35 protein-coding genes are annotated in these 19,921 nt (G+C 60.4%); 31 read left to right on the top strand and 4 right to left on the bottom strand.

Going from position 1 to position 19,921, the window contains the following annotated elements; genetic code table 11:
* Positions 1 to 257: response regulator transcription factor (locus tag HP546_RS10820; protein ID WP_172224323.1), on the bottom strand; the 257-nt coding region annotated here is incomplete at its 3' end.
* A gap of 155 nt (positions 258 to 412) precedes the next feature.
* Positions 413 to 1,198 carry a helix-turn-helix transcriptional regulator gene (locus HP546_RS10815; RefSeq protein ID WP_172224320.1) on the bottom strand — a complete coding sequence of 262 codons (786 nt, stop codon included), beginning with the start codon at positions 1,196 to 1,198 and terminating at the stop codon, positions 413 to 415.
* 86 nt (positions 1,199 to 1,284) lie between these two features.
* Here HP546_RS10815 and HP546_RS31675 point away from each other — a divergent pair, with 86 nt between their 5' ends.
* The 14 genes from HP546_RS31675 to HP546_RS10745 all read left to right on the top strand — a co-directional run bounded on the left by HP546_RS31675 (position 1,285) and on the right by HP546_RS10745 (position 9,327).
* The gene (locus tag HP546_RS31675) at positions 1,285 to 1,590 is read left to right on the top strand and encodes a Cro/CI family transcriptional regulator (protein WP_172224317.1); all 306 of its coding nucleotides are present in this window, start codon (positions 1,285 to 1,287) and stop codon (positions 1,588 to 1,590) included.
* A gap of 136 nt (positions 1,591 to 1,726) precedes the next feature.
* Entirely contained in the window at positions 1,727 to 2,062 is a 336-nt protein-coding gene (locus tag HP546_RS10805; protein WP_172224315.1) for a hypothetical protein, read from the top strand.
* Entirely contained in the window at positions 2,059 to 2,373 is a 315-nt protein-coding gene (locus tag HP546_RS10800) for a hypothetical protein (protein ID WP_172224312.1), read from the top strand. The genes HP546_RS10805 and HP546_RS10800 overlap by 4 nt, the downstream gene beginning before the upstream one ends.
* The gene (locus HP546_RS10795; protein WP_172224309.1) at positions 2,367 to 2,663 is read left to right on the top strand and encodes a hypothetical protein; all 297 of its coding nucleotides are present in this window, start codon (positions 2,367 to 2,369) and stop codon (positions 2,661 to 2,663) included. The genes HP546_RS10800 and HP546_RS10795 overlap by 7 nt, the downstream gene beginning before the upstream one ends.
* A complete protein-coding gene (locus HP546_RS10790) occupies positions 2,660 to 3,412 on the top strand; it encodes an ORF6N domain-containing protein (protein ID WP_172224307.1) in 753 nt (250 codons plus the stop codon). The genes HP546_RS10795 and HP546_RS10790 overlap by 4 nt, the downstream gene beginning before the upstream one ends.
* Positions 3,409 to 4,014: a hypothetical protein gene (locus HP546_RS10785; protein ID WP_172224304.1), complete on the top strand. Its 606-nt coding sequence runs from the start codon at positions 3,409 to 3,411 to the stop codon at positions 4,012 to 4,014. Before HP546_RS10790 ends, HP546_RS10785 begins: the two co-directional genes overlap by 4 nt.
* Entirely contained in the window at positions 4,011 to 4,241 is a 231-nt protein-coding gene (locus HP546_RS10780; protein ID WP_137109094.1) for a hypothetical protein, read from the top strand. Before HP546_RS10785 ends, HP546_RS10780 begins: the two co-directional genes overlap by 4 nt.
* Positions 4,238 to 5,005, top strand: a complete 768-nt coding sequence (locus tag HP546_RS10775) for a hypothetical protein (RefSeq protein ID WP_256545271.1) — start codon at positions 4,238 to 4,240, stop codon at positions 5,003 to 5,005. The genes HP546_RS10780 and HP546_RS10775 overlap by 4 nt, the downstream gene beginning before the upstream one ends.
* A complete protein-coding gene (locus tag HP546_RS10770; protein WP_172224301.1) occupies positions 4,992 to 5,810 on the top strand; it encodes an ATP-binding protein in 819 nt (272 codons plus the stop codon). The genes HP546_RS10775 and HP546_RS10770 overlap by 14 nt, the downstream gene beginning before the upstream one ends.
* Positions 5,807 to 7,219 (top strand): DnaB-like helicase C-terminal domain-containing protein, encoded by a 1,413-nt coding sequence (locus HP546_RS10765; RefSeq protein ID WP_172224298.1) that lies wholly within the window; start codon positions 5,807 to 5,809, stop codon positions 7,217 to 7,219. The genes HP546_RS10770 and HP546_RS10765 overlap by 4 nt, the downstream gene beginning before the upstream one ends.
* A complete protein-coding gene (locus HP546_RS10760; RefSeq protein ID WP_172224295.1) occupies positions 7,206 to 7,706 on the top strand; it encodes a hypothetical protein in 501 nt (166 codons plus the stop codon). Before HP546_RS10765 ends, HP546_RS10760 begins: the two co-directional genes overlap by 14 nt.
* On the top strand, positions 7,703 to 8,314 hold the full coding sequence (locus tag HP546_RS10755) for a hypothetical protein (RefSeq protein ID WP_172224293.1): 612 nt from the start codon (positions 7,703 to 7,705) through the stop codon (positions 8,312 to 8,314). The genes HP546_RS10760 and HP546_RS10755 overlap by 4 nt, the downstream gene beginning before the upstream one ends.
* A 171-nt stretch (positions 8,315 to 8,485) precedes the next feature.
* The gene (locus HP546_RS10750; protein ID WP_172224290.1) at positions 8,486 to 9,154 is read left to right on the top strand and encodes a hypothetical protein; all 669 of its coding nucleotides are present in this window, start codon (positions 8,486 to 8,488) and stop codon (positions 9,152 to 9,154) included.
* Entirely contained in the window at positions 9,151 to 9,327 is a 177-nt protein-coding gene (locus HP546_RS10745) for a hypothetical protein (protein WP_172224287.1), read from the top strand. Before HP546_RS10750 ends, HP546_RS10745 begins: the two co-directional genes overlap by 4 nt.
* A 47-nt stretch (positions 9,328 to 9,374) precedes the next feature.
* Here HP546_RS10745 and HP546_RS10740 read toward each other — a convergent pair whose 3' ends face one another.
* Positions 9,375 to 9,704 (bottom strand): hypothetical protein, encoded by a 330-nt coding sequence (locus HP546_RS10740; RefSeq protein ID WP_172224284.1) that lies wholly within the window; start codon positions 9,702 to 9,704, stop codon positions 9,375 to 9,377.
* Positions 9,705 to 9,865: 161 nt separating this feature from the next.
* Here HP546_RS10740 and HP546_RS10735 point away from each other — a divergent pair, with 161 nt between their 5' ends.
* Complete coding sequence (locus tag HP546_RS10735; RefSeq protein WP_172224282.1) at positions 9,866 to 10,198, top strand: phage holin, lambda family; 333 nt, start codon at positions 9,866 to 9,868, stop codon at positions 10,196 to 10,198.
* A gap of 66 nt (positions 10,199 to 10,264) precedes the next feature.
* Here the strand turns inward: HP546_RS10735 and HP546_RS10730 are convergent, their stop codons facing one another.
* On the bottom strand, positions 10,265 to 10,495 hold the full coding sequence (locus tag HP546_RS10730) for a hypothetical protein (RefSeq protein ID WP_172224279.1): 231 nt from the start codon (positions 10,493 to 10,495) through the stop codon (positions 10,265 to 10,267).
* Positions 10,496 to 10,597: 102 nt separating this feature from the next.
* On the opposite strand from HP546_RS10730, the gene HP546_RS10725 reads away from it, so the two are divergent.
* The 16 genes from HP546_RS10725 to HP546_RS10650 all read left to right on the top strand — a co-directional run.
* Entirely contained in the window at positions 10,598 to 10,822 is a 225-nt protein-coding gene (locus tag HP546_RS10725; RefSeq protein WP_009685289.1) for a hypothetical protein, read from the top strand.
* A 64-nt stretch (positions 10,823 to 10,886) separates the two neighbouring features.
* Entirely contained in the window at positions 10,887 to 11,243 is a 357-nt protein-coding gene (locus tag HP546_RS31100) for a hypothetical protein (protein WP_218584491.1), read from the top strand.
* The gene (locus HP546_RS10715; RefSeq protein WP_172224276.1) at positions 11,234 to 11,599 is read left to right on the top strand and encodes an HNH endonuclease; all 366 of its coding nucleotides are present in this window, start codon (positions 11,234 to 11,236) and stop codon (positions 11,597 to 11,599) included. Before HP546_RS31100 ends, HP546_RS10715 begins: the two co-directional genes overlap by 10 nt.
* A gap of 88 nt (positions 11,600 to 11,687) precedes the next feature.
* A complete protein-coding gene (locus HP546_RS10710; RefSeq protein ID WP_172224273.1) occupies positions 11,688 to 12,125 on the top strand; it encodes an HNH endonuclease in 438 nt (145 codons plus the stop codon).
* Between the two features lie 76 nt (positions 12,126 to 12,201).
* Positions 12,202 to 12,585 carry a hypothetical protein gene (locus HP546_RS10705; RefSeq protein WP_019438292.1) on the top strand — a complete coding sequence of 128 codons (384 nt, stop codon included), beginning with the start codon at positions 12,202 to 12,204 and terminating at the stop codon, positions 12,583 to 12,585.
* Complete coding sequence (locus HP546_RS10700) at positions 12,585 to 14,294, top strand: terminase large subunit (RefSeq protein ID WP_172224270.1); 1,710 nt, start codon at positions 12,585 to 12,587, stop codon at positions 14,292 to 14,294. Before HP546_RS10705 ends, HP546_RS10700 begins: the two co-directional genes overlap by 1 nt.
* Before the next feature lie 11 nt (positions 14,295 to 14,305).
* On the top strand, positions 14,306 to 14,470 hold the full coding sequence (locus tag HP546_RS10695; protein ID WP_010952648.1) for a hypothetical protein: 165 nt from the start codon (positions 14,306 to 14,308) through the stop codon (positions 14,468 to 14,470).
* A complete protein-coding gene (locus HP546_RS10690; RefSeq protein ID WP_054881544.1) occupies positions 14,463 to 15,797 on the top strand; it encodes a phage portal protein in 1,335 nt (444 codons plus the stop codon). The genes HP546_RS10695 and HP546_RS10690 overlap by 8 nt, the downstream gene beginning before the upstream one ends.
* Complete coding sequence (locus tag HP546_RS10685; protein ID WP_172224267.1) at positions 15,794 to 16,495, top strand: HK97 family phage prohead protease; 702 nt, start codon at positions 15,794 to 15,796, stop codon at positions 16,493 to 16,495. Before HP546_RS10690 ends, HP546_RS10685 begins: the two co-directional genes overlap by 4 nt.
* Positions 16,496 to 16,504: 9 nt before the next feature.
* Entirely contained in the window at positions 16,505 to 17,761 is a 1,257-nt protein-coding gene (locus HP546_RS10680; RefSeq protein ID WP_172224265.1) for a phage major capsid protein, read from the top strand.
* Between the two features lie 41 nt (positions 17,762 to 17,802).
* The gene (locus HP546_RS10675) at positions 17,803 to 18,027 is read left to right on the top strand and encodes a hypothetical protein (RefSeq protein WP_019438297.1); all 225 of its coding nucleotides are present in this window, start codon (positions 17,803 to 17,805) and stop codon (positions 18,025 to 18,027) included.
* 3 nt (positions 18,028 to 18,030) lie between these two features.
* On the top strand, positions 18,031 to 18,507 hold the full coding sequence (locus HP546_RS10670) for a head-tail connector protein (protein WP_019438298.1): 477 nt from the start codon (positions 18,031 to 18,033) through the stop codon (positions 18,505 to 18,507).
* Complete coding sequence (locus HP546_RS10665; RefSeq protein ID WP_019438299.1) at positions 18,507 to 18,848, top strand: phage head closure protein; 342 nt, start codon at positions 18,507 to 18,509, stop codon at positions 18,846 to 18,848. Before HP546_RS10670 ends, HP546_RS10665 begins: the two co-directional genes overlap by 1 nt.
* Positions 18,841 to 19,326 (top strand): HK97-gp10 family putative phage morphogenesis protein, encoded by a 486-nt coding sequence (locus tag HP546_RS10660; RefSeq protein ID WP_172224262.1) that lies wholly within the window; start codon positions 18,841 to 18,843, stop codon positions 19,324 to 19,326. Before HP546_RS10665 ends, HP546_RS10660 begins: the two co-directional genes overlap by 8 nt.
* Positions 19,323 to 19,691: a DUF3168 domain-containing protein gene (locus HP546_RS10655; protein WP_172224258.1), complete on the top strand. Its 369-nt coding sequence runs from the start codon at positions 19,323 to 19,325 to the stop codon at positions 19,689 to 19,691. Before HP546_RS10660 ends, HP546_RS10655 begins: the two co-directional genes overlap by 4 nt.
* A 62-nt stretch (positions 19,692 to 19,753) precedes the next feature.
* Positions 19,754 to 19,921, top strand: a 168-nt coding sequence (locus tag HP546_RS10650) for a phage tail tube protein (protein ID WP_306125106.1), incomplete at its 3' end; no start/stop codon positions are given.

The following is a 19,921-nucleotide window of genomic DNA, read 5'->3' as shown; positions in this document are numbered from 1 at the left end:
GCGCACATGATCATGGCAAGTCTCCTGGCGATTCCGCGACAGAACAGTTCGGTCGGAACTGCAGACCGGCTACTGATGCCCAGTTTGTAGAAAATTCTCTCGACCGACTTCTTCACGGTCGCCGGCGAGCAAGACAGTTCTCGCGCGATTTCCTTGTTGCCTAGGCCGCAGCAAATGGCTAGGGCTGCCTTCAACTCTTGCGCAGCGAGGATGCCGATGTTGCCTTCCATGCTCCTGAAGTTGATCACGCCGTTCATTTGCCACCTCCTTGTGTAAGTAGATGAGCCAAAATATAAGCAGATTGATAAGACTGCGCAAGCATTCGCCTTATATTTTTTATCAGCAGAGTGATTTCCCCGATCGACGGGCACAAAAAAGCCCGGATTCACCGGGCTTTGGGAGGGATTATCGACTAGAAAAAGGACGCGCCCCAGAAGACTCTACCGAGCACCTCAATTGAGTTTTCGGTCATCTCCTCTGGGGTATAGCTCTCGTCTGGGTGCTCGCTCTGGTTGAAGCTGCGCAGCCGGATGCCACCTCCAGGAATTCTGTACAGCACCTTCACCCGAAGCTGGCCATCGTGTTTCAGGGCGTACATTTTGCCGTCGACAATCTGTCTCTGTCCCATGTTCACTCCGACTGTGCTGCCGTTCGGGAGTACTGGCTCCATGGAGTTACCAGAGACGATGACGCAAACAGCTTGGTCAAACTGGACATTGTGGGCGCGCAGAGAGCGCTTGCCGAATCTCAGCTTGGTGGAGGTGCTTCTCTCGATCACAGTGCGCCCGCTCCCTGCGGAGAGTTCAACCTCTCTCAAAAAAGGTACTTCTACCTCATCGTCATCCAGTGGGGTGTCGTCATCCCATACGCTGATGGGCGATACACCCGGGCCAAAGGGTTCTTCTTCATCCGGCTGCTCTGCCTCGGCCAGGGCTTGGTGGTAGCCAATCCTGAATTCCTCCTCGGCCACACCGCCACTCTGACCTGGCGCATGGAGCATTCCGCCCGCGCCTGCTGCCAGCCACACCGCCGACACCCCGCATGCGTCCGCTATTTGGAACAGGTAGGTCGAACGCTGGGTCTTGCCAGATTCGAGTTGGCTAATGGCGGTTTGCGCTATGCCCACCTTTTCGGCGAGCTCCTTTTGGGTGAGGCCGGCATGCTGCCTAGCTTGCTTGATACGTTCAGAAAGATTCATCCGCTGATCCTATAAAGATACTTATCTGCTTGCAAAGAAGTCTTCTTCTGTGCAGCATATAAATTGACTTATTAGAGGCCCGTTCGATGGCTCGTTCTATCAGCAAGCTGATACAGCATTTCGGCACCCAATCGTTGACCGCGAAGGCCCTGGGCGTTTCCCAGGCCACGGTTTCGTACTGGCTTTCTGGGTCCGTGAAGATCAGCGCTGAAAAGGCATTTCTTGCCGAGCTTGCCACCGGTGGCGCCATTAGCGCCGCGTCCCTGTGCCCTCTGATTGCTCAAGTCGAAGCTCGCCACAAGGTAGGTGAATCATCCGGCAAATTTGCCGATGACACACCTGGGCCTGTTGGCTCTGTATACCCATCCAGTGATTCGCAGGCTCATTCATGAACGGCTTCGACGCCAAGTTTTTGCTGTCTGGCTGACTTTTCACCGGGCAACAAAAAACCCGCTGTAGGAAGCGGGTTTCTCATGCCACTCGGTAGGACGAGTGGTTCAAATCGCATCGTCTGTAGGAGACGAGGTTATGCCACAACCGAAAAATAACACCACCACTACTGCTGCGCAAGCAATCCTCACCACCAAAGTTGGTTTCCTGAATGCCCCTATCAGCCCGGTAGCTGACCAGTTGCTCAGCGTTGACGCCGGGATGAATGCCGAAGACGCCCTGCGTGCGGCCCGCACCCTTTCTTCCGGGCTTAGCCAGATCTGCCAGCACATGCACGACAGCGTGAACATGGGCGAACTTGTGTATTGCGACGGAATGGCGGCGCTCAGCTTCCTGGGGGAGACCGTCAGCGCGCTGGTTTGGTCGGTTGAAAAGAGCGTTGCCGTCGCTGCGGGCCGCGGGGGTGAGCAATGAAGCCTCAAGCTGAAACTCTTTCGAGTCCGTTCGCTACGTACGGACTGCACGACGTGCTGGAGGCCTCCGGCGATATCCCGGTGCATGAATCCCTTGGCGCTGCCACCGATCGGCTTGAGGCCGTTGTGGCAGGCTTGCGGGCGCTGATGCAGGAGCCAGCCGTCACCCATCACGCCACGCTCGTCTTCTATGCAGCTGAATCAGCGCTGGCGCTTGTTTATGCGGCTCACGCCGGCGTTGATCCCCAGTTGGAAGGCGCGCCACAAAATGCCGCCTCGCCAGTTCGTGGCGCGGGAGGTGCTGCATGCTGACCATGCGAACCGAACTGATGCCAGCGCCGGCTTCCGGGGTGTTGGTTCAGGACGTGATTCTCTCCGCAGATGAGATCGCCAAGTTCAACGAGGCCCGGGAGGCATTTCGAGCTATCAAGACCCTGTACTGGGCAAAGGTAGTCCCTGGCCTCGGCGGCTTCGAGAACCCAGTAGTGTGCGAGCTGGAGCGCCTCATGGAGCGAGTCGTGTTCGACACGCGCAATTTCCTGTACCCGCACCGCAACGCAGCTGCCTTCCATGATGCGAAGGATGTGGGAGGTGCGGCATGATCCTGGTCACCATCCACAACACTCAGCTGCCCGTCGTTGAGTACCGCGGTCAGCGTGTCGTCACCCTGGCGATGATCGACCAAGTGCATGAGCGGCCGGAGGGTACCGCTCGCCGGAACTTCAACGAGCATCGGGACAAGCTGATCGAGGGCGAAGATTACTTCGTACGAAATTCGTCCGAAGCCCGGCAGATGGGGTTTGTCGCTCCGAACGGGCTATCACTGCTCACCGAGCAGGGCTACCTGATGTTGGTCAAGTCGCTGACCGATGACTTGGCTTGGACCGTCCAGCGCCAGCTCGTTAGCAACTACTTCAGGCCGGCGCCCGCGTTGCCCACCGACTACATAACGGCCCTGGAGCACCTGCTGGCTTCGAAGCGCTCAGAGCAGCTGGCGCTCGAGCAGCGTGACCATGCGATCGCCACCAAGGCCGAGATCGGCAGCCGGCGTGAAGCCACGGCTATGGCCACTGCTTCCGCAGCGGTCCGTAAGGTCATGCACCTGGAAAACGAGCTGGGTCGAGGCTGCCAGCACGCCACCGTTACGGCGGTGGAGAAAGCCGCCCACCGGAGCTTCGGTAGCCAGGGTTTCCGCCCGCTCAAGAACTGGTGCGACAGCCACGGGGTGTCCGCCCCGAAAGTCCAAGACCCTCGATTCGGCTGGGTTCGCTCCTGGCCTGCTGCCGCCTGGGCAGCCGTCTACCAAATTGACCTAGCCGAGCTGTTCGGCGCCGTGGGAGAGCCCGCATGACCAACGTATTGAATTTCCCGGCGCCGGCTGAGACTGAAGTGATCAGCGAAGAAGCCTTTCGCAAGTACACCGACGCGGCGCTACTGCTGAAGTGCTTCGAGGTCGTCAAGGACACGCTCGACGTGATCAACGAGCCCGAGTACTCCATCGAGAAGGAAGATGACACTCACATCGACCTGATCCGGGCCTTCTACGCGCTCAAGGTGCTGTTCGACCGCAAGACAGGTAGTGACGCAGCCGTCGTGGCACAGGAGCACTGGGAGTCTAAGAGGCGGCACTTACTGGAGGGCGCGCCGTACCCGGATCAGTTGATCCCGGTCGCAAGTGCCTTCATCGAACCAACCCCGCCCGAAGGGTACAGCCACCTGAGCGACCTAGAGCTGGCCTGTGCAGCCTACAACGCCAGCGACAAGGTTCGGTTGGGTACCAACGCGACCCTGTCAGCTGACAACGCGCAGATCAAAGCGACCGTAGGGGTGGAGGCAATCAACGCCACCACTGCCCTCGGCATCCTTGTACGCCGCCTCGCTGGAGGATCGCTGACCGATCTGGGCCAGCACATCCTCGGGACTACTGGCACCGGATCGGAGACTCTCCAATGACCCCGATCTCAAATCCCACCCAGGTGCACCAGCAGCGCTCTGGCGCGTCAATCATCACCGGCCCATGGCCTACCTACAGCCAGTTCAAGGGCTTTCCAGAGCGAGAGCGGTGGGCGCTGTACGAACTGGCCAAGGCTGGGCGCCAGGCCATGGAAGACAACGGCTTCGAGATGGCCGAGAGCTGCGACGCCTTCGTGCGCCGTGTCACAGAGGAGCTTGATCTGTGAGCATCATTCGCGCGCCTCGCCCCGAGGCGAATTTCTACATGCTGAATAAGGCAATCAGCGAGGACGCCCGGCTTAGCTGGGCTGCCCGCGGGCTGCTGGTCTTCCTCCTGGGCAAGCCTGACCACTGGGAGATCTCCGTGGCACATCTGCGTGGTGAGACTTCGAACTCAGCCAAGCCAACTGGTCGGGACGGTGTCTACGGCTTGCTCCAAGAGCTGATCAACGCAGGGTACGTGGCTCGTCGGCAAGATCGCGACGAGGCCGGCGTGCTGGGCGAGATCAACTACATCGTATCTGAAACACCGCTTCCGGATTCGCCGTATCCGGCAACACCGTATCCGGCTCAGCCGTATCCGGCAAATCCGACACTAGTAAGTATTGAAGGTAAGCAAGGACTGAAAAAACCAGCAAGGACTGAAAAACCCTCGTGCAACTCGGGGGAGTCGCTTGTTGAGTTTGAAAGGTTCTGGAAGCTGTACCCGCGCAAGGTTGGGAAGGACAAGGCCGTGAAGGCCTGGGCGAAGCTCAAGGTGGACGCCTCCCTGTTCGCCCGCATCGGTACCGCTCTGGCTGCCTGGAGCAATTCTCACGACTGGACCAAGGACGGTGGCCAGTACATCCCGCACGCAGCCACCTGGCTGAACGGAAAACGCTGGGAAGACGAATTGCCTGCAGCCGCTGGCGCAAATGCAAAGCCCCAGGTAAGCGCAGTGCTGCAGGTCCCGGCCCACCACCAGGAGATGTACCCTGATGACTTCATCTAAATTCAGGCCAGCCCCTGCCGAGCGCGCCACCGGCATTGCCAGCTGCGAAGTGCCGGGTCATGGCCAGTACGAAACTAAGCAGGTCGAGCAGTTTGATGGCGAATGGAAGGCCACCGAGTGCCCGCGTTGCCGCTGGGAGGCGCTGAACCTCCAGTGCGAGGTAGGCGTGCGGAACGCTGCGCATGCAGACAAGGAATCCGACGAACTCAACCGTGACCTGTTTGCCACCGGCATCACTCCGCGGTTTCGTGGGTGCACGTTCGACAGCTTTATCACCAATGCCGAATCGGCCAAGGTTCGCGCCCAGTCTATTTGCCGGCGTTATGCCGAGGAGTTTGAGGAGCACTACCGAGCTGGCCGCGCCCTGATGCTGCTGGGTGAGGTCGGGAACGGTAAAACCCACTTGGCATGCGCCATCCTGCAGCACGTTGTGCGGGAATACGGCGCAAGGGGCCTGATTGTCACTGCCGAAGCGATCATGCAAGCGGTCACAGACAGCTTCCGCAGCAACGCCGGGCCCTCGAAGTCCGACCTGTTGTCCGAACTGGCTGCAGTCGACCTGCTGGTAATCGACGAGGTGGGCATGCACACGCCGCGTCCAGGCAAGGACTTCATGCCCAGTCTGCTGCATGAGGTGATCGACCGACGTTATCAGCTTGTTCGACCGACGATCCTAATCAGCAACCAGGACCGTGAGCAACTGCCGGCCTTCATTGGGCCGCGGGCCATGGACCGCCTGCGCGAGAACGGCGGCCTACTGGCTCCCTTCACATGGTCGTCAGCGCGTGTTGGAGGGGTTGCATGATCAACCAAGATTATGTGGCTTGCACAAAGGATGTGTCACGGTTGCACAGCCCTGAGTCGGAGCACGCCCTGATCGGCGCCATGATCCACCAGCCAGCGCTCATTGACGACGTGAAGCTTGAGGTCGGGGATTTCTACCAGGCCGACTGCGCTGAGCTGTTTGAGCTGCTGCTGGCGCTCAAAGCGAAGGGCCGGCAGATCGACGTGGTAACTCTGTCCGACGCCCGCCCGGCCTTGGCAGACGGTCGTGGCACGTTGGCAGTGGCTGCTCACATCGCTCACAACACGCCAAGCGTGGCGAACTTCACCGAGTACGCCAGGATCGTGAAGCAGCGTTCAGTTGCCCGCCGGGTGATAGCCGCCGCCCACATCATGTCGGAGCGGCTCAAGGATGGCGAGCCACTGGACGAGGTTCTGGCGCAGGGGCAGCAGGCCTGGATCGCGCTTGAGGCAGAGGGCCTGGATTCCCGCAAGCGGTACCGCTTCGTGGGCGAGATCCTGCCCGAAGCAATCGACGGGGTTGACCGGAGGTTCAACCGCGAGGTGGTGCTCGGGTTCGACACCGGGCTGCCATCCCTCGACAAGTTCATCCCAGGCATCTGCCCAGGGCACATGGTCGTCATTGCTGGCGCCCCAGGGAGCGGCAAGACCACCCTGGGTTTGGGGATCGCTGAGCGGGTTGCGCTGGTGGCCAAGTCCACTTCCCTGGTGTTCAGCCTTGAGATGACGGATGTGGAGCTTACGAACCGCTCCCTGGCTTCTGTCGGCAGCGTGCAGCTCAAGCACATCACCGAGGGCCATTCGATGGCTGACAGCGATTGGCCTGGCCTGACGGCCGCGGTCAACCGGCTCAATGGTGCACCCCTGATCTTCTGCGATGACGCTTCTCTGACGATGCGGGACATCCGGCAGATCTGCCGGACGGTTAAGCGCGAGCACGGTCTGGGCTCCGTGACGCTGGATTACATCGGTCTGGTCAACGGCGAGAGTAAGTCGGCTAGCCGGTACGAGCAGGTCACCGATATCAGCAAGTCGATCAAGCGGCTGGCCAAGGAGCTGGGCGTGCCCGTGATGGTGCTGGCGCAGTTGAACCGCGGCCCCAACAACCGCGCCAACAAGCGACCCACTAAGAGCGACCTGCGTGACTCAGGCCAGATCGAGGCCGACGCCGACGTGGTGGTGCTGGTTCACCGAGACAGCGATTCCGAGGAGGGGCAGTCGGGCGTCACTGAACTGATCGTGGACAAGAATCGTCATGGTGAAACCGGCATCTGCCGGGTGCAGCACCAGGGTGCTTATCACCGGTTCGTCGAGCTAGTCGGGTACCAGCCAAGCAACGAAGAAGTCGAAATGGGCAGGACATTTGCCGGCCGTCACCGCACCAAAGGAGTTCAGCATGAAACTTTCTGATATGTGGCCACGCGCTTGCGCTGGCAAATCTGCGACCCCGGTCGTTTCGGTGAGTGTCAGCAAGCGAGCTGGTGCCGGGCAGCCTGTTGCCACTGGCAGTACCCCGGCGTCCATCAGCGCCCCGCGCGGGCCTGCTGAGCTGCCCGCCACCCTGGCCGAGTGCGAGGTGCTGGAGGAAGTGCTGTGCCGCGATGCCATCCGCCTGGAGTGCCAGATCGGGCAGGCCAAGGCCAAAGCTGTAACGGAAGGGCAGTACGCCGACGCGAACTGGTACCACCGCGCCAAGGCGGCGCTTAAACACATCAATCGTGACCGCCAGCGCCTGATGCAGCACATGAAGTCCTTGCGAGTCGAGGCCCGTCGCAACTGTCCGGCTTGGCAGGCCCGCGACAAGGCCATTCTGCGCGAGCTGAATGCCAGGATTCCCAAGGAGGTGTTCGACGAGTGCGTGCGGGTAGTGGACGAAGAATTGGAGATGATGCGATGAGTAGTGCAACAGCGGCTCAGCCGCGTCGAATGTTGGCGGACTTCCAGCCAGCGGTTTATCAGGGTGTCATGGCGGCAATCGTCAGGGTGTTGGCAGCGGACAGTACCAGCAACGCAACGCGGCAAAGCTGGCAGAAGCTGATCGACTCAGGCCCGGTGACAGGAGGCTTCAGGGCGCTGCTGTCGGCTCGGGACCAGTTCGACTTCGACTGCATCCTGCATGCGCTTCTGCACCGAGAGCTGAGTTCGGCGCATTGGGATGTGCTGGTGGGCAAGTTCTCGACGCACAAGGCCAACCGTGTCAGTGCTATTGCTCGCAGCATCCCCCGCATCAGCTCGCCAGCGCCAGCGCTGTTCATCTACAAGGCCACCACCGTGTGGTTCATTCCGAAGATGAAGGGCAGGCAAGGCAAGCGTTCGACTGATGTTGCCGTGCTGCCGGATGAGTTCTACGACGTGAACACCTGGGATACGGAGGCCCGCCCTGACTCAACACGAAGCCGTTGGCGCCGAGGCATTCACAAATGCCTGGACGAACTTGAGGAGGGCGCCGTCATTCACGTCACCGAGATTCTGGAGCGTGAGCAGTTGATCGACTTAAGTGGTTGACAATAGTGAGCGAATGAGCGAAATTGCCAACCATCCTCACATCCCTGCGCGTCAAAGGGATTGAATCGAAACCCGGCCACTGTGTCGGGTTTTTTGCAACCATAGAGATGGCCAAATGCCACTATATGGGTAAGATTTTTGACACGAATCGCGTTTTAGTAAGGGTCTTTCATGGATGTGAGTTCGTCCGCAGAGCAGGATGGAACTGCTGCTGAATCTGCAGTGTCCCAGTTGCATGTAGTAAAAGACGACAGAGAAACCATCGAGCTGGTGAGTATTGAGCAGGCATCCGTAGCGCCGCTCATCCAGCTCTTGCAGGATGCGCCACTGGGCAAAAAAATTCGCATTTACCTACGTGCGAACCCCGGTGGCAATGTCCAGCAGTTGAAAGCCCTCATCGAAGCGCTGGGCAGGACCGATGCTGACGTAGAGATTGCAGTTGGTCGCTTTGCAATGAGCTGTGCGGCCACCTTGTGGCTGTGGTTCGCTCTTGATCCTGTGAATGCAGAGGGTGATCCAGGCGAGGGTCGTGTCGTATCTGTCGACCCGTTGAAGCCTGCGGTCCTCATGTATCACAAGCCTCGCTGGCCAAAAGGCGATTACTACTGCTTCATTGAAGATTTCAAAGATGAAGCTATCCGAGCAACGGTACAGGAGCAGGTAGATATGTTTGACGACCTGTTCTATCGTGTTCTTGGGTCGATGGGGTTGCCTCCAGTCCATGCCGCGACTGTGACGTTGCAGGAAGCTACGTACAAGCATCATTTACAGCATTTGTTAGAAGCGTACGAAAGCAACAAAGATTGCTTTATTCCCTTGAAGGAAAGGAATCAGCCATGAAAGCGTTCAGCGCCAGTGAGCACAGAGCGAAGCAGTCCACATCCGCCACTGAAAAAGGCCAGAGCGGCCGGGATTACACGCTAGAACGCGTGCGACGATTCCAGATGGCAGATGAAAATCTCAAGGAAGCGTGCGCGCGACTGGGTATTGAAAAGCCCGTCATGACCTGTTGATCAGCAGCGTCCAAGAAACCCCGGCCATTGCAGCCGGGGTTTTTCGTTTAACCCTGGCGGGTTAGTGCGGCCGGTGAAATCCCAAGAAGTCCAAGCCCTTTTTCTGTCAGAACAATGCGGTAATAGCTACCCATTTTCTTGTCGGCGGTGATGTAACCAGCCTGCTCGAGCCACGCGACGGTTGGAGTGAAGTATTTCTCATCTTCGGTCTGGGGCTCCCCACCTTCCGTTTTTTCCGTGACCGGATCATATGTCCCTCGTGCCGACTCCTTGAGCCTTAGCGAGCCGACCCCTACGTCAGAAGGAATAGGGAAGGTAGCGCCCAGATAGCTCAGCAGCTTGCTGGCAATCTCGTCGAATTTTTCGATGTTGGTCATGCTTGCTCCTTGCAAGATGAAATTGCCGCCCAGTGCGGCCGTCGAAACATATCACGTTGCCATCACCGGGGCCGGTCAGCACCGATCCTCCAAACTCATTCAAGGGCTCGCCATAACGGCGGGCCTTTTCTTTTTCTGCTTCCCGCAAGGGAGGAACCCGGATGTCCAGCATGCCAGACAAACCAGACACCTGGGCAGTTGCCCTTGCGTGGTTGAGCCAGCATTCGCCCCTGTTGTATGCGGCCGGGCTCTCCTGCGCCATGGCTGTGCTGCGCATCACTTACGGTGGCGGCACTCGCCGGCAGATGCTGGTGGAGGGCGCCATATGCGGCGGCCTGACCCTGACGATCATCAGCGGCCTGGAGTTCTTCGGCCTGCCGCAGAGCATGTCGACGTTTGTGGGTGGCTGGGTTGGCTTCCTTGGTGTCGAGAAGGTCCGTGCCATTGCTGATCGCGTCACCGACTTCAAGCTGCCGAGCCGCAAGGTCGATTAATCCGCGCCACAAAATAGACATGCGCCGTTTTGTGGCGCGAGCACGCTGATCATGCGTTCAGCCAGATTAGTGAAGCACTCGACCGGGGATCGGTTGAAGCTGATCCCTTTCGTGGATGACTCCGCGCGCTGCTTTGGTAATTACATCTTGCTGAAGCTGATTAACCTGCATGGTGAGGACACGAACGGCAGTTTGATAAACAACTGATCCGGACGCCACGGGATGCTCCTCCAGTAGGCCTTCAAGCTTCTCGGTTAGCAAAACGCACCTGTCTATAAGCTCTTCGATTTCTTTCATCACGGTTTCTCCAGATCTTTCCGCTACGACCATCCGGGCGGAATGTCGTTCCGACGACCCCGCGAATGCGCCGATTTCATTGCGCGAGAGAGCTTATCGAACATGGCCAAGCAACCCTATACACCATGCAGGCTGTATGTCGACGGTGCCGACGGCATTGCAGTCAGTGATTTCATAACCACTGCTGCCGGATCTGCCTATTTGGTGCAGACGCTGCGTGTGAGCCGCACCCGGCCAGAGCGAAAGTACATGGGCTGCTTGCGCTGGCCCATCGCCGAGATACCCGCCGATGCGCGGTGCTACCAGCTGACCTGGTACAGGAGGTGAGCAATGGCCTGTAGTGGATGCGCCGCTCGGCGCGAGTGGATCAACAAGTGGACAAAGGTGGCGTATGAGCGAGCAGCAAACCTATTCGCAACAAATCGAGCAGCTGAGCCCGAAGAAGGGCGACCTGTTGGTGGTCAGCGTTCCGTTCCCGATCAAGACGGAGGTGCGCGAGCGACTGACTCAACACCTGGCAGGGACAGCTGATCGACTCAAGTGTGAGCTGATCGTGCTTGAGGCGGGCATCACCGCCCAGCTGCAACCAAGCGTCAGCGACCTACTGGCTGAGCAGCAGAAGCAGACCGCGCTTCTGGAGCAGATCGCAACCCAGAACCTGGCGCTGATTGAGGCGCTGGCGGACGGCGACGATGTTGATCCGGACGCTGAGCCAGGCACCTACCTGGATGGCACACCATGCCGCTGAGGCCACAGCGCCCATGCAGAGCCCAGGGTTGTCGGTCCCTGCACCGGAATGCCAATGGCTACTGCGTCGGACATGCCGAACTGGCTGCCGAGCAGGCCAAGGCCTGGGCTACACGCAAGGGCTCAGGTCGTGGCGGTCGCCCCTGGCGTCGGCTGCGTGACCGCATCCTCAAGCGTGATCAGTACCTGTGTCGGTGCGATGACTGCACAAGGCTGGGAGGGATTCGCGAGGCAGATGAAGTTGACCACATCATCGCGCTGGCCCACGGTGGCACGGACGATGACAGCAACCTCAGGGCCATCAACCACGATTGCCACAAGATCAAGACACAGAAAGAATCCCGACAACATCGATAGATAGACCATGCGACCTATACCCAACCTCAGCGGCTATTACGCGACTGAGGAGGGGGAAGTTGCGTCTGTTCGATCTGGATCGGTAAGGGTGCTGAAGAGCCAGGTGTACGATGGCTACCATCGCGTCACATTGACGGTGCGAGTCAATGGCAAGAAGGAGCGTCATCGCTTCGAAGTGCATCGACTCGTGCTTATGGCGTATACAGGCTTGCCGCAGACTGACGGCCTTGAAGCGCGCCACCTGAACGGTATGAGCGAGGACAACCGTCCGGTTAACTTGGCGTGGGGTACCAGGCGACAGAACCTAGAGGACGCCATCAAGCATGGTACTCGCGGACCAGGAATGAAGGCTCTGCATCGACGCCTTACTGACCAGCAGGTGGTTGAGATAAGGCAGAGGAGAGCTGCAGGCGAGTCGCCGAAGACTCTGGCCGAGGAGTACGGTGTACATCGCGAATACATCCCCAAGATCGTCAGCGGCAAGGCTTGGAGCTGCATACCGATCAAGGTGGGGGTAGGGGCCTAGTGAAAGTTCACACCTTTTCGCTCGGACACCGCGCCCCCAGCTTTTTTTCCATTTCCGCAAAATTCAGGTTTCCAAAATGGCCCGACCGCGCAAGCCGACGAATGTGCTTGAGCTGACGGGTGCGTTCAAGAAAGACCCCCAGCGGCGCCGCGAGGATGCTGAACCGGTGGGCGAGCTGACCGCCCCGCCGGCTCACATCAATGGAGCAGTGCTCCACGCCTGGAAGGAGATCGCCAAGTACGCGCCAAGGGATGTACTGACGAACTCCGACCGACTGACATTGGAGCTGGCCGCCAACCTGCTGGCCCAGTTCCGCAATGACCCACTCGATTTCCCTGCCGCCAAGCTGGTGCGGCTGGAGGCCATGCTCGGCAAGTTCGGCATGACCCCGGCCGACCGATCCAAGGTTGGCGGCGGTAAGAAGGACGCGCCGAAAGGCAATGCATTCGCGGAGCTGTGATGGCAAAGACGAAATTCCCGCTGATGAAGGCGGCTGAGAAGTACGCCAAGGATGTCGTCGCCGGGAAGATCCTCGTCTGCAAATGGATCAAGTTGCTGGCCCAGCGTCACCTCGACGACCTGGTGGCATCCAAAAGAAAGGACTTCCCGTACAAATTCGATCCCGCCAAGGCGGAGAAAGTCGCCAAGTTCCTGCAGCTTCTACCGCACACCAAGGGTAAATGGGGCGGCAAGAAGCAGCTTATCAAGCTGGAGCCATGGCAACTTTTCTCGGTTTGCGTGCCGTTCGGCTGGGTTCGCAAGAAGGATGGCACCCGGCGTTACCGGACGATCCTGGTGTTCGTACCCAGGAAGAATGGCAAATCGATCATCGGCGGCGGCGTTGGCCTGTACATGTTCGTTGCCGATGGAGAGTTCGGCGCCGAGGTCTACTCTGGTGCGACCACGGAAAAGCAAGCCTGGGAAGTGTTCCGGCCGGCAAAACTGATGGTCGAGCGGACTGATGATCTCCGAGAGCACTACGGCGTCGACGTGAATGCATCCAACATGGTCGTTCTGGCCGATGGGTCGCGCTTCGAGCCTGTCATCGGCAAGCCAGGAGACGGGTCATCGCCGTCGTGTTCGGTGGTGGATGAATATCACGAACACCAAGACTCCACGCTCTACGACACGATGGAGACCGGGATGGGTGCCCGCGAGCAGCCCATCATGCTGGTGATCACCACGGCGGGTTCAAGTATTGGCGGCCCCTGCCACCAACTGATTCGTGACTCCGAGCGAATGCTGGAAGGCGTGATCGACCGGCCGGACCTATGGCCGGCCCTCTACACCATCGACCAGGGCGACGACTGGACCAGCGAAATCGCGCTGCGCAAGGCTAATCCAAACTTTGGGATATCCGTCGCCGAGGATTTCCTGCTGGCCCGCCAGCGTGATGCGATGCAATCGGCGACCAAGCAGGCCACCTTCCGTACAAAGCATCTCAACGAATGGGTCGGTGCCAAGAATGCCTGGCTCAACATGCTGCGTTGGAAAGAGGCTCCGGCCAGGAAAAGCCTTGCGGAACTGGAGGGGCGCCCGTGCTACGGCAGTCTCGACCTGGCGAGCAAGATCGACATCGCGGCGAACCTGCTGATCTTCCCGCCTCATGGGGACGACCCGTTCTGGCACATCCACGCCAGGTACTACCTGCCAGAAGCGCGCGTGCTCGAGGAGCTGGACAGCAACACCGCGCGATACCGCGAGTTCGATGCGCTCGGACTGCTGACCCTGACTGACGGCGAGGTCACCGACTTCGAAGTCATCAAGGAGGACATGCGTGAGTTTGCCGGGCGCTTCGACATCCGGGCCTATGCCTACGACCCCTGGCAGGCCACGCAGCTGGCCCAGGAAATGGACGCCGAGGGACTGCCGATGGTTGAGCTCCGCCAGACGGTGCAGAACCTGAGCGAGCCCATGAAAGAGGTTGAAGCCCTGGTGCTGCAGCGAAAGCTTGCCCACGGCGATTGCCCGGTACTGACCTGGATGGCCTCGAACGTGGTGGCAAAGCTGGACGTGAAGGACAACATCTACCCCAACAAGGAGCGCCCGGAGAACAAGATCGACGGCATGGTGAGTCTGATCACCGGCTGCGCCGTGGCCATAAAGCTCGGTATCGATGACTCCGGCCACTTCGATGACTTTCTTGCCAGCCCGATCGTGGTTGGCTAACGGGACAACCTATGAAAACTGGCCTGATCATCTTTCTGGTGCTTGCCGCCGGCGGCTTGCTGCTGGGCGTTGCTGGCGTATACGTGCTGGCCGGCCTGGGTTACGCGCTGCTGGCCGCTGCCGGTTCGCTACTGGTCGCCGCGGGCTTCATTCGCAAGGGGTTGATCGGTGGCTAAATCACTCACTCAGATCCTCGGCCAGGCCCTGGTGAAGTCGGCCGAGCCGGGAGTGGCATCGAGCCTGGCGGGCTGGGCGGGCCGCAAGATCGGCCTAACCGACTCCGCCTTCTGGAACACCTTCTACGGCACCGACTCGGCATCGGGGAAGGTGGTCAGCCAGCAAACGGCGCTCCAGCTCTCGACTGTGTGGGCTTGCGTGCGCTTGATCGCTGAGACCATCGCCACGCTGCCGATCGCCTTGTACGAGGACAGGAACGGTGCGCCGGTGGTGGCCAGCTCTCACCCGGTCAACTTTGTCATCAGCCAGCAGCCCAACGCCGACCAAACCCCCGTGGAGTTCTGGGAAAACGTCATGGCCAGCTTGCTGCTGCAGGGGAACGCATTCTGCGAGCCCCACCAGAGCGGCCGGACCTTGACGAGTCTGGAGTTCCTTCTGCCGCAGAACATGTCGCCCCCGCGGCGCCTGGCGGACGGCTCCATTGAGTACCGCTACACCGACAACTTCGGCAAGCCTCACACGTTGACCGAGGATCAGATGGTGCACGTGCGAGCCTTCGGCGTTGACCCGCTTTGCGGCCTTTCGCCTCTGGCATACGGGCGACAGGTGCTGGGCTCGGCCATGGCGGCTGATGAGTCGGCGGCCAAGATGTTCGCCAACGGCATGAAGCTGGGCGGCGTCCTGTCCACGGACCAGATCCTCAAGCCGGAACAGCGGAAGGACATCCGCGAGGACATGATCAAGCAGTTCTCCGGCGCAACGAACCACGGCAAGACGATGGTTCTCGAGGCTGGCATGAAGTACCAGCAGGTATCCATGACGCCCGAGGATGCCCAGATGCTGCAGACCAGGGCGTTCAACGTCGAGGAGATTTGCCGCTGGTTCCGCGTGCCGCCCTGGATGGTCGGTCACACACAGAACTCCACCAGCTGGGGTACCGGCATGGAGCAGCAGATGATCGGCTTCCTGTCTTTCACGCTGCTGCCCTGGATCAAGCGCATCGAAATGTGCGCCAACCGCCGCCTGCTGCGTCCTGACGAACGTCGCCGCTTCTACGTGAAGTTCAACCCGGAAGGGCTGTTGCGCATGGACAGCGCGGCGCGGGCGGCCTTCTACAGCTCGATGACCCAGAACGGGATCTACACCCGGGACGACTGCCGGCGCAAAGAGAACTTGCCGCCGGAGGGGGGCAACGCGGCAAAGCTCACTGTGCAATCCAACATGCTGCCGATCGACAAGCTGGGCGAAGACCCCGGCGGCGCCAACCAGGCCAAGGCGGCGCTGCTCGACTGGCTAAACGACCAGCCAAGAGGTAACACCCCATGAGACATAAGGATCGACTGGCGGCGGTCAAGTACCGCTCCTTCGACTATGACGTAAAGGCTGTCGGTGAAGACGGCCTTTTTTCTGGCTACGGCTCGGTGTTCGGCGTGGTCGACAGCTACAACGAGGTCGTCGCGCCTGGCGCCTTCCTCGAATCGATCGAGGACGCCAAGGCCAAGGCACGAACCTTCCCAGTGCTCTGGCAGCACCGCACCGGCGAGCCTATCGGCAGCTGGGACATCGGCAGCATGAAGGAAGACGACCGAGGGCTTTTCGGCGCCGGCGAGCTCTGGCTGCAGGACGCCCCGTATGCGCGCATCGCGTACCGCGGCATGCAGACGCGTTCGATTACCGGCCTGTCGATCGGCTACTACGTGCGCGAATCCAGCTTCGACGAGAAAACGCGCATTCGCACGCTGACGAAGCTGGATCTGATCGAGATCTCCATCGTCACGGTGCCGGCCAACGACGAGGCGCGAACCGACACCATCAAATCGAAGCTTGCCCACGGCGGCCTGCCTTCGATGCCGGAATTTGAGCTGCTCCTGCGTGAGGCAGGCTTCTCGAAAACTCAGTCCGCGGTGATTGCCAACCGCGGACTGCAGCACCTGCTCCGGAGCGAGTCCGAGAGCGACCTGGCAGCAATCGAAATAGTCGAGGCGCTGAAGTTGCGCCCGGCACTTTCTCTCCCATCGTTTTGAGGATTCATCATGCATAACGCCATGAGCAACCAGGCTCGCTCCGAACACCGCCAGTTCCAGCGCAAAGAGCACGCCGACGACAAGATCCAGCTGAAGGCGGTCAACGACTTACTCGACCAGCGTGACGAGGAAATCAAGGCATTCGCCAAGAAGGCGGCTGACGAGATCAAGGAGCACGGCACCATCCTGACCGAAACCAAGACCATCCTCGATGGACTGGTGAAGGATGGCCTGGGCCTGCAGGACCGCCTGCAGGAGATCGAGCAGAAAATGGCTCGCCGCTTCTCCGCGAATGACCCAGTCGACTTCAAGTCGGCAGGTGAAGAGCTGACCGAATGCGACGATTTTAAGTCGCTGCAAACTCGCGGTCGCGGCATCGTTCGTGTAGGCCGGAAGGCCGTCACCAACATTACCAGCGCTACCACCGGCACCGGTGGCGTCGGCGTTGCAATCCAGCCGACCCGCGTGCCCGGCATCGTGGTGGGCCCCGAGCGTGAGTTCACCATCCGCGACCTGATCATGCCAGGCCGTACCGGTTCGAACGCGGTCGAGTTCGTGCAAGAAACCGGCTTCCAGAACATGGCCGCGTCCCAGGCGGGTGAAGGCGCCGCGAAGGCCCAGTCCGATCTGTCTTTCGGTCTGAAGACCACCAACGTCATCACCATTGCCCACTGGTTCCGCGCTTCCAAGCAGGTGCTTTCGGACATCCCACTCCTGCAGAGCTACATCAACGGCCGCGCGATCTACGGCCTGAAGTACAAGGAAGAAGAGCAACTGCTCGCTGGCGACGGCACCGGCCAAAACCTGCTGGGCCTGATCCCGCAGGCAACCGCCTTCAACAACGCCCTGCGCAAAGCCGGCGACACCAAGATCGATATTCTGCGCCGCGCGATCCTGCAGGTCCGCATCGCCGAGTACCGCGCCTCGGCCATTGCCCTGAACCCGGTCGACTGGGCGGACATCGAGCTGACCAAGGACGCCAACGGCTCCTACATCTGGGTGAACGTCCAGGAAGGCGGTGTACAGCGCCTGTGGAAACTGCCGGTAGTGGACAGCAATGCAGTGCCGGAAGGTGAGTTCTTGGTGGGTGCGATGAACATCGCCGCTCAGGTGTTCGACCGCGAGGAGGCGGCTGTCGAGGTATCCACCGAAGACGGCGACAACTTCCGCACCAACATGGTGACCATCCGCGCTGAGGAGCGCCTGGCGCTGGCGGTCTACCGCCCAGAGTCGTTCGTTCACGGCGAGTTCGAAGCCACCCCGTAACCAGCTCAGGAGCACGCCCGGGATGCCGGGCGTGACTGCATATGCCAGACGTCAAAGTCAAAACCATCAAGGGCTTCAACAACGGTGGCCAGTACGCCAAGCGCAACACGGAGATCACCGTCGACGAGCTGCGCGCCCGCGACTTGCTGCGCAACGGCCTGATCGAGGAGTACGACGTGAAGAAAGCCCAGGAGCCGGATAACAAGAAAGCGCCGGAGCCAGCCAACAAAGGCGGCAAGGGCACGGCAACCAAGCCGAAGGAGTGATCCATGTCCGTGATCGCCATCGACATTGCCATGCACCACCTGCTGGCAGAACCTGACGACCAGGTGCTGGTACAGGCTCAGCTCAATGCAGCGGAGGAGGCGGCGATGCAGTTCCTCAACCGCCGCTTCTACCTGGACCAGGTGGCGCTCGACGAGGCCCGCGCCGGCGTTCAGGCAGCCATGCAGCAAGCCAAGGAGGCGAACGCCGCCGCGGTTGCTGCAGCTGAGGCGGAGCAAGACCACACCCTGCGCTGCCGCCTGCTCGAGCACGCCCGCCAGGCGCTAGCTGATGCCTACGACCAGGCCGATGCCATCGCCTATGGCATGGTACTAAACCCGGCTATTCAAGCAGCCTGCCTGCTCAAGCTTGGCCACCTGTTCGCCAACCGCGAGGAGGTGGTCACAGGGACCACCGCCACAGAACTGCCGCTGGCGTCCCAGCACCTGCTGATGCCGTATCGCATCCGGATGGGTGTGTGATGCAGGCCGGTAGGCTACGGCACCGTATCGACATTCAGGAACTGCGACCGGTGCGTGACCCGGTAACCCTGGAGTTCGGTGAACCTGAATGGGTGACCCGCTGGGGGAAATGCCCAGCCAGTGTCGAAGACCTGTCGGCCAGGGACTTCATCGCGGCTCAGGCCGGCCAGGCCCAGGCCACGGGCCGGATGGTAATCCGGTACCGACCCGGCGTGCTCCCAACCATGCGCATCCTTTACCGGGGCGAGGTGTACAGCATCGTCGGCCCTCCGCTGGCTGACGCCAAGTCCGGCCTGGACTACCTGACGATATTGGTCGAGAGAGGGGTGAAGGATGGCTGACGGCGTTGAGTTCAGCATTCTCGGCCTGGATGGCCTGCTGGGTAAACTGTCGGCGGTGAGCGTTGATGTCCGCCACAAGGGTGGCCGGGCCGCGCTGAGGAAGGCGGCGCAGGTGGTGGTGCGAAAGGCCAAGGAGGGCGCAGAGCGCATCGACGATAAGGCCACTGGCCGATCGATCTCCGACAACATCGCGTTGCGCTGGAACGGGCGATTGTTCAAGCGCACCGGCGATCTGGGCTTTCGCATCGGCGTGCTGCACGGCGCCGTGCTCAAGGATGGCGGCGACCTCAGCACCAACGCCCCGACGCCTCACTGGCGCCTAATCGAGTTCGGTACCGAGAAGATGCCGGCCGCGCCGTTTATGCGCCCAGCTCTGGCCGACAGCATCAGCGAGGTGACCAACACCTTCGTCACCGAGTACGAGAAGGCAATCGACCGTGCTATTCGGCGCGCAGCGAAGAAGGCAGCATCCTCATGACCCCACCGATCGTACAGGCCTGCTTGAACAGCCCGGCCGTGACCGCGCTGCTCGGCGCTGGCACCGGCATGCGCCTCTACTCGTTCGGGGAGGCCGAGCAGGGAGTGGCCAAGCCATACGCTGTCTGGCAGATCGTCAGCGGAAGCCCCGAGAACTACCTGGCTGGCCGCCCGGATCTCGATAGCGTCACCCTGCAGGTCGATGTGTACGCCGCGACTGGCGATGCTGCCCGAAAGGTCCGTGACGCGATCCGTGATGCGGTTGAACTGGACGCCTACGTCACCCGGTGGGGCGTCGAAGGCCGCGACCCCGAGACGAAAAATTATCGAGCCAGCTTCGACGTGGACTGGATGGTTTCCCGCTGAAGTACCCATTTGACCCATGCCCGCCGAGTGCGGGTTTTTTTATTTCTGACTGGAGATAACCCATGTCGATGAAAGCCCAGGGCGCTCAGCTCTATGCTTTGGTGCGGCCTTTGAGTGGCACAGGCCCAAGGACCGTGATGGAGGTTGAATGCCTCACCGCGTTCAACCCTGGCGGATCGCCGGCAGACCAGATTGACGACACCTGCTTGGCCGATACCGAGCGGAAGTAC

This window comes from Pseudomonas sp. CM25, from assembly GCF_013179705.1.
Lineage (GTDB): Bacteria > Pseudomonadota > Gammaproteobacteria > Pseudomonadales > Pseudomonadaceae > Aquipseudomonas.
Note: the sequence above shows the minus strand (reverse complement) of the source record. Positions and strands in the feature narration are given on the sequence as shown.

What these genes read in the sequence shown, in the direction of transcription:
- HP546_RS31675 (WP_172224317.1), top strand. Translation starts at nt 1,285, where the DNA reads ATGGCTCGTTCTATCAGCAAGCTGATACAGCATTTCGGCACCCAATCG.
- HP546_RS10675 (WP_019438297.1), top strand. Translation starts at nt 17,803, where the DNA reads ATGCCAGACGTCAAAGTCAAAACCATCAAGGGCTTCAACAACGGTGGC.
- HP546_RS10805 (WP_172224315.1), top strand. Translation starts at nt 1,727, where the DNA reads ATGCCACAACCGAAAAATAACACCACCACTACTGCTGCGCAAGCAATC.
- HP546_RS10795 (WP_172224309.1), top strand. Translation starts at nt 2,367, where the DNA reads ATGCTGACCATGCGAACCGAACTGATGCCAGCGCCGGCTTCCGGGGTG.
- HP546_RS10740 (WP_172224284.1), bottom strand. Translation starts at nt 9,704, where the DNA reads ATGACCAACATCGAAAAATTCGACGAGATTGCCAGCAAGCTGCTGAGC.
- HP546_RS10665 (WP_019438299.1), top strand. Translation starts at nt 18,507, where the DNA reads ATGCAGGCCGGTAGGCTACGGCACCGTATCGACATTCAGGAACTGCGA.
- HP546_RS10680 (WP_172224265.1), top strand. Translation starts at nt 16,505, where the DNA reads ATGCATAACGCCATGAGCAACCAGGCTCGCTCCGAACACCGCCAGTTC.
- HP546_RS10750 (WP_172224290.1), top strand. Translation starts at nt 8,486, where the DNA reads ATGGATGTGAGTTCGTCCGCAGAGCAGGATGGAACTGCTGCTGAATCT.
- HP546_RS10745 (WP_172224287.1), top strand. Translation starts at nt 9,151, where the DNA reads ATGAAAGCGTTCAGCGCCAGTGAGCACAGAGCGAAGCAGTCCACATCC.
- HP546_RS10725 (WP_009685289.1), top strand. Translation starts at nt 10,598, where the DNA reads ATGGCCAAGCAACCCTATACACCATGCAGGCTGTATGTCGACGGTGCC.
- HP546_RS31100 (WP_218584491.1), top strand. Translation starts at nt 10,887, where the DNA reads ATGAGCGAGCAGCAAACCTATTCGCAACAAATCGAGCAGCTGAGCCCG.
- HP546_RS10755 (WP_172224293.1), top strand. Translation starts at nt 7,703, where the DNA reads ATGAGTAGTGCAACAGCGGCTCAGCCGCGTCGAATGTTGGCGGACTTC.
- HP546_RS10785 (WP_172224304.1), top strand. Translation starts at nt 3,409, where the DNA reads ATGACCAACGTATTGAATTTCCCGGCGCCGGCTGAGACTGAAGTGATC.
- HP546_RS10765 (WP_172224298.1), top strand. Translation starts at nt 5,807, where the DNA reads ATGATCAACCAAGATTATGTGGCTTGCACAAAGGATGTGTCACGGTTG.
- HP546_RS10790 (WP_172224307.1), top strand. Translation starts at nt 2,660, where the DNA reads ATGATCCTGGTCACCATCCACAACACTCAGCTGCCCGTCGTTGAGTAC.
- HP546_RS10770 (WP_172224301.1), top strand. Translation starts at nt 4,992, where the DNA reads ATGACTTCATCTAAATTCAGGCCAGCCCCTGCCGAGCGCGCCACCGGC.
- HP546_RS10815 (WP_172224320.1), bottom strand. Translation starts at nt 1,198, where the DNA reads ATGAATCTTTCTGAACGTATCAAGCAAGCTAGGCAGCATGCCGGCCTC.
- HP546_RS10670 (WP_019438298.1), top strand. Translation starts at nt 18,031, where the DNA reads ATGTCCGTGATCGCCATCGACATTGCCATGCACCACCTGCTGGCAGAA.
- HP546_RS10700 (WP_172224270.1), top strand. Translation starts at nt 12,585, where the DNA reads ATGGCAAAGACGAAATTCCCGCTGATGAAGGCGGCTGAGAAGTACGCC.
- HP546_RS10730 (WP_172224279.1), bottom strand. Translation starts at nt 10,495, where the DNA reads ATGAAAGAAATCGAAGAGCTTATAGACAGGTGCGTTTTGCTAACCGAG.
- HP546_RS10705 (WP_019438292.1), top strand. Translation starts at nt 12,202, where the DNA reads ATGGCCCGACCGCGCAAGCCGACGAATGTGCTTGAGCTGACGGGTGCG.
- HP546_RS10800 (WP_172224312.1), top strand. Translation starts at nt 2,059, where the DNA reads ATGAAGCCTCAAGCTGAAACTCTTTCGAGTCCGTTCGCTACGTACGGA.
- HP546_RS10660 (WP_172224262.1), top strand. Translation starts at nt 18,841, where the DNA reads ATGGCTGACGGCGTTGAGTTCAGCATTCTCGGCCTGGATGGCCTGCTG.
- HP546_RS10715 (WP_172224276.1), top strand. Translation starts at nt 11,234, where the DNA reads ATGCCGCTGAGGCCACAGCGCCCATGCAGAGCCCAGGGTTGTCGGTCC.
- HP546_RS10695 (WP_010952648.1), top strand. Translation starts at nt 14,306, where the DNA reads ATGAAAACTGGCCTGATCATCTTTCTGGTGCTTGCCGCCGGCGGCTTG.
- HP546_RS10780 (WP_137109094.1), top strand. Translation starts at nt 4,011, where the DNA reads ATGACCCCGATCTCAAATCCCACCCAGGTGCACCAGCAGCGCTCTGGC.
- HP546_RS10760 (WP_172224295.1), top strand. Translation starts at nt 7,206, where the DNA reads ATGAAACTTTCTGATATGTGGCCACGCGCTTGCGCTGGCAAATCTGCG.
- HP546_RS10655 (WP_172224258.1), top strand. Translation starts at nt 19,323, where the DNA reads ATGACCCCACCGATCGTACAGGCCTGCTTGAACAGCCCGGCCGTGACC.
- HP546_RS10685 (WP_172224267.1), top strand. Translation starts at nt 15,794, where the DNA reads ATGAGACATAAGGATCGACTGGCGGCGGTCAAGTACCGCTCCTTCGAC.
- HP546_RS10735 (WP_172224282.1), top strand. Translation starts at nt 9,866, where the DNA reads ATGTCCAGCATGCCAGACAAACCAGACACCTGGGCAGTTGCCCTTGCG.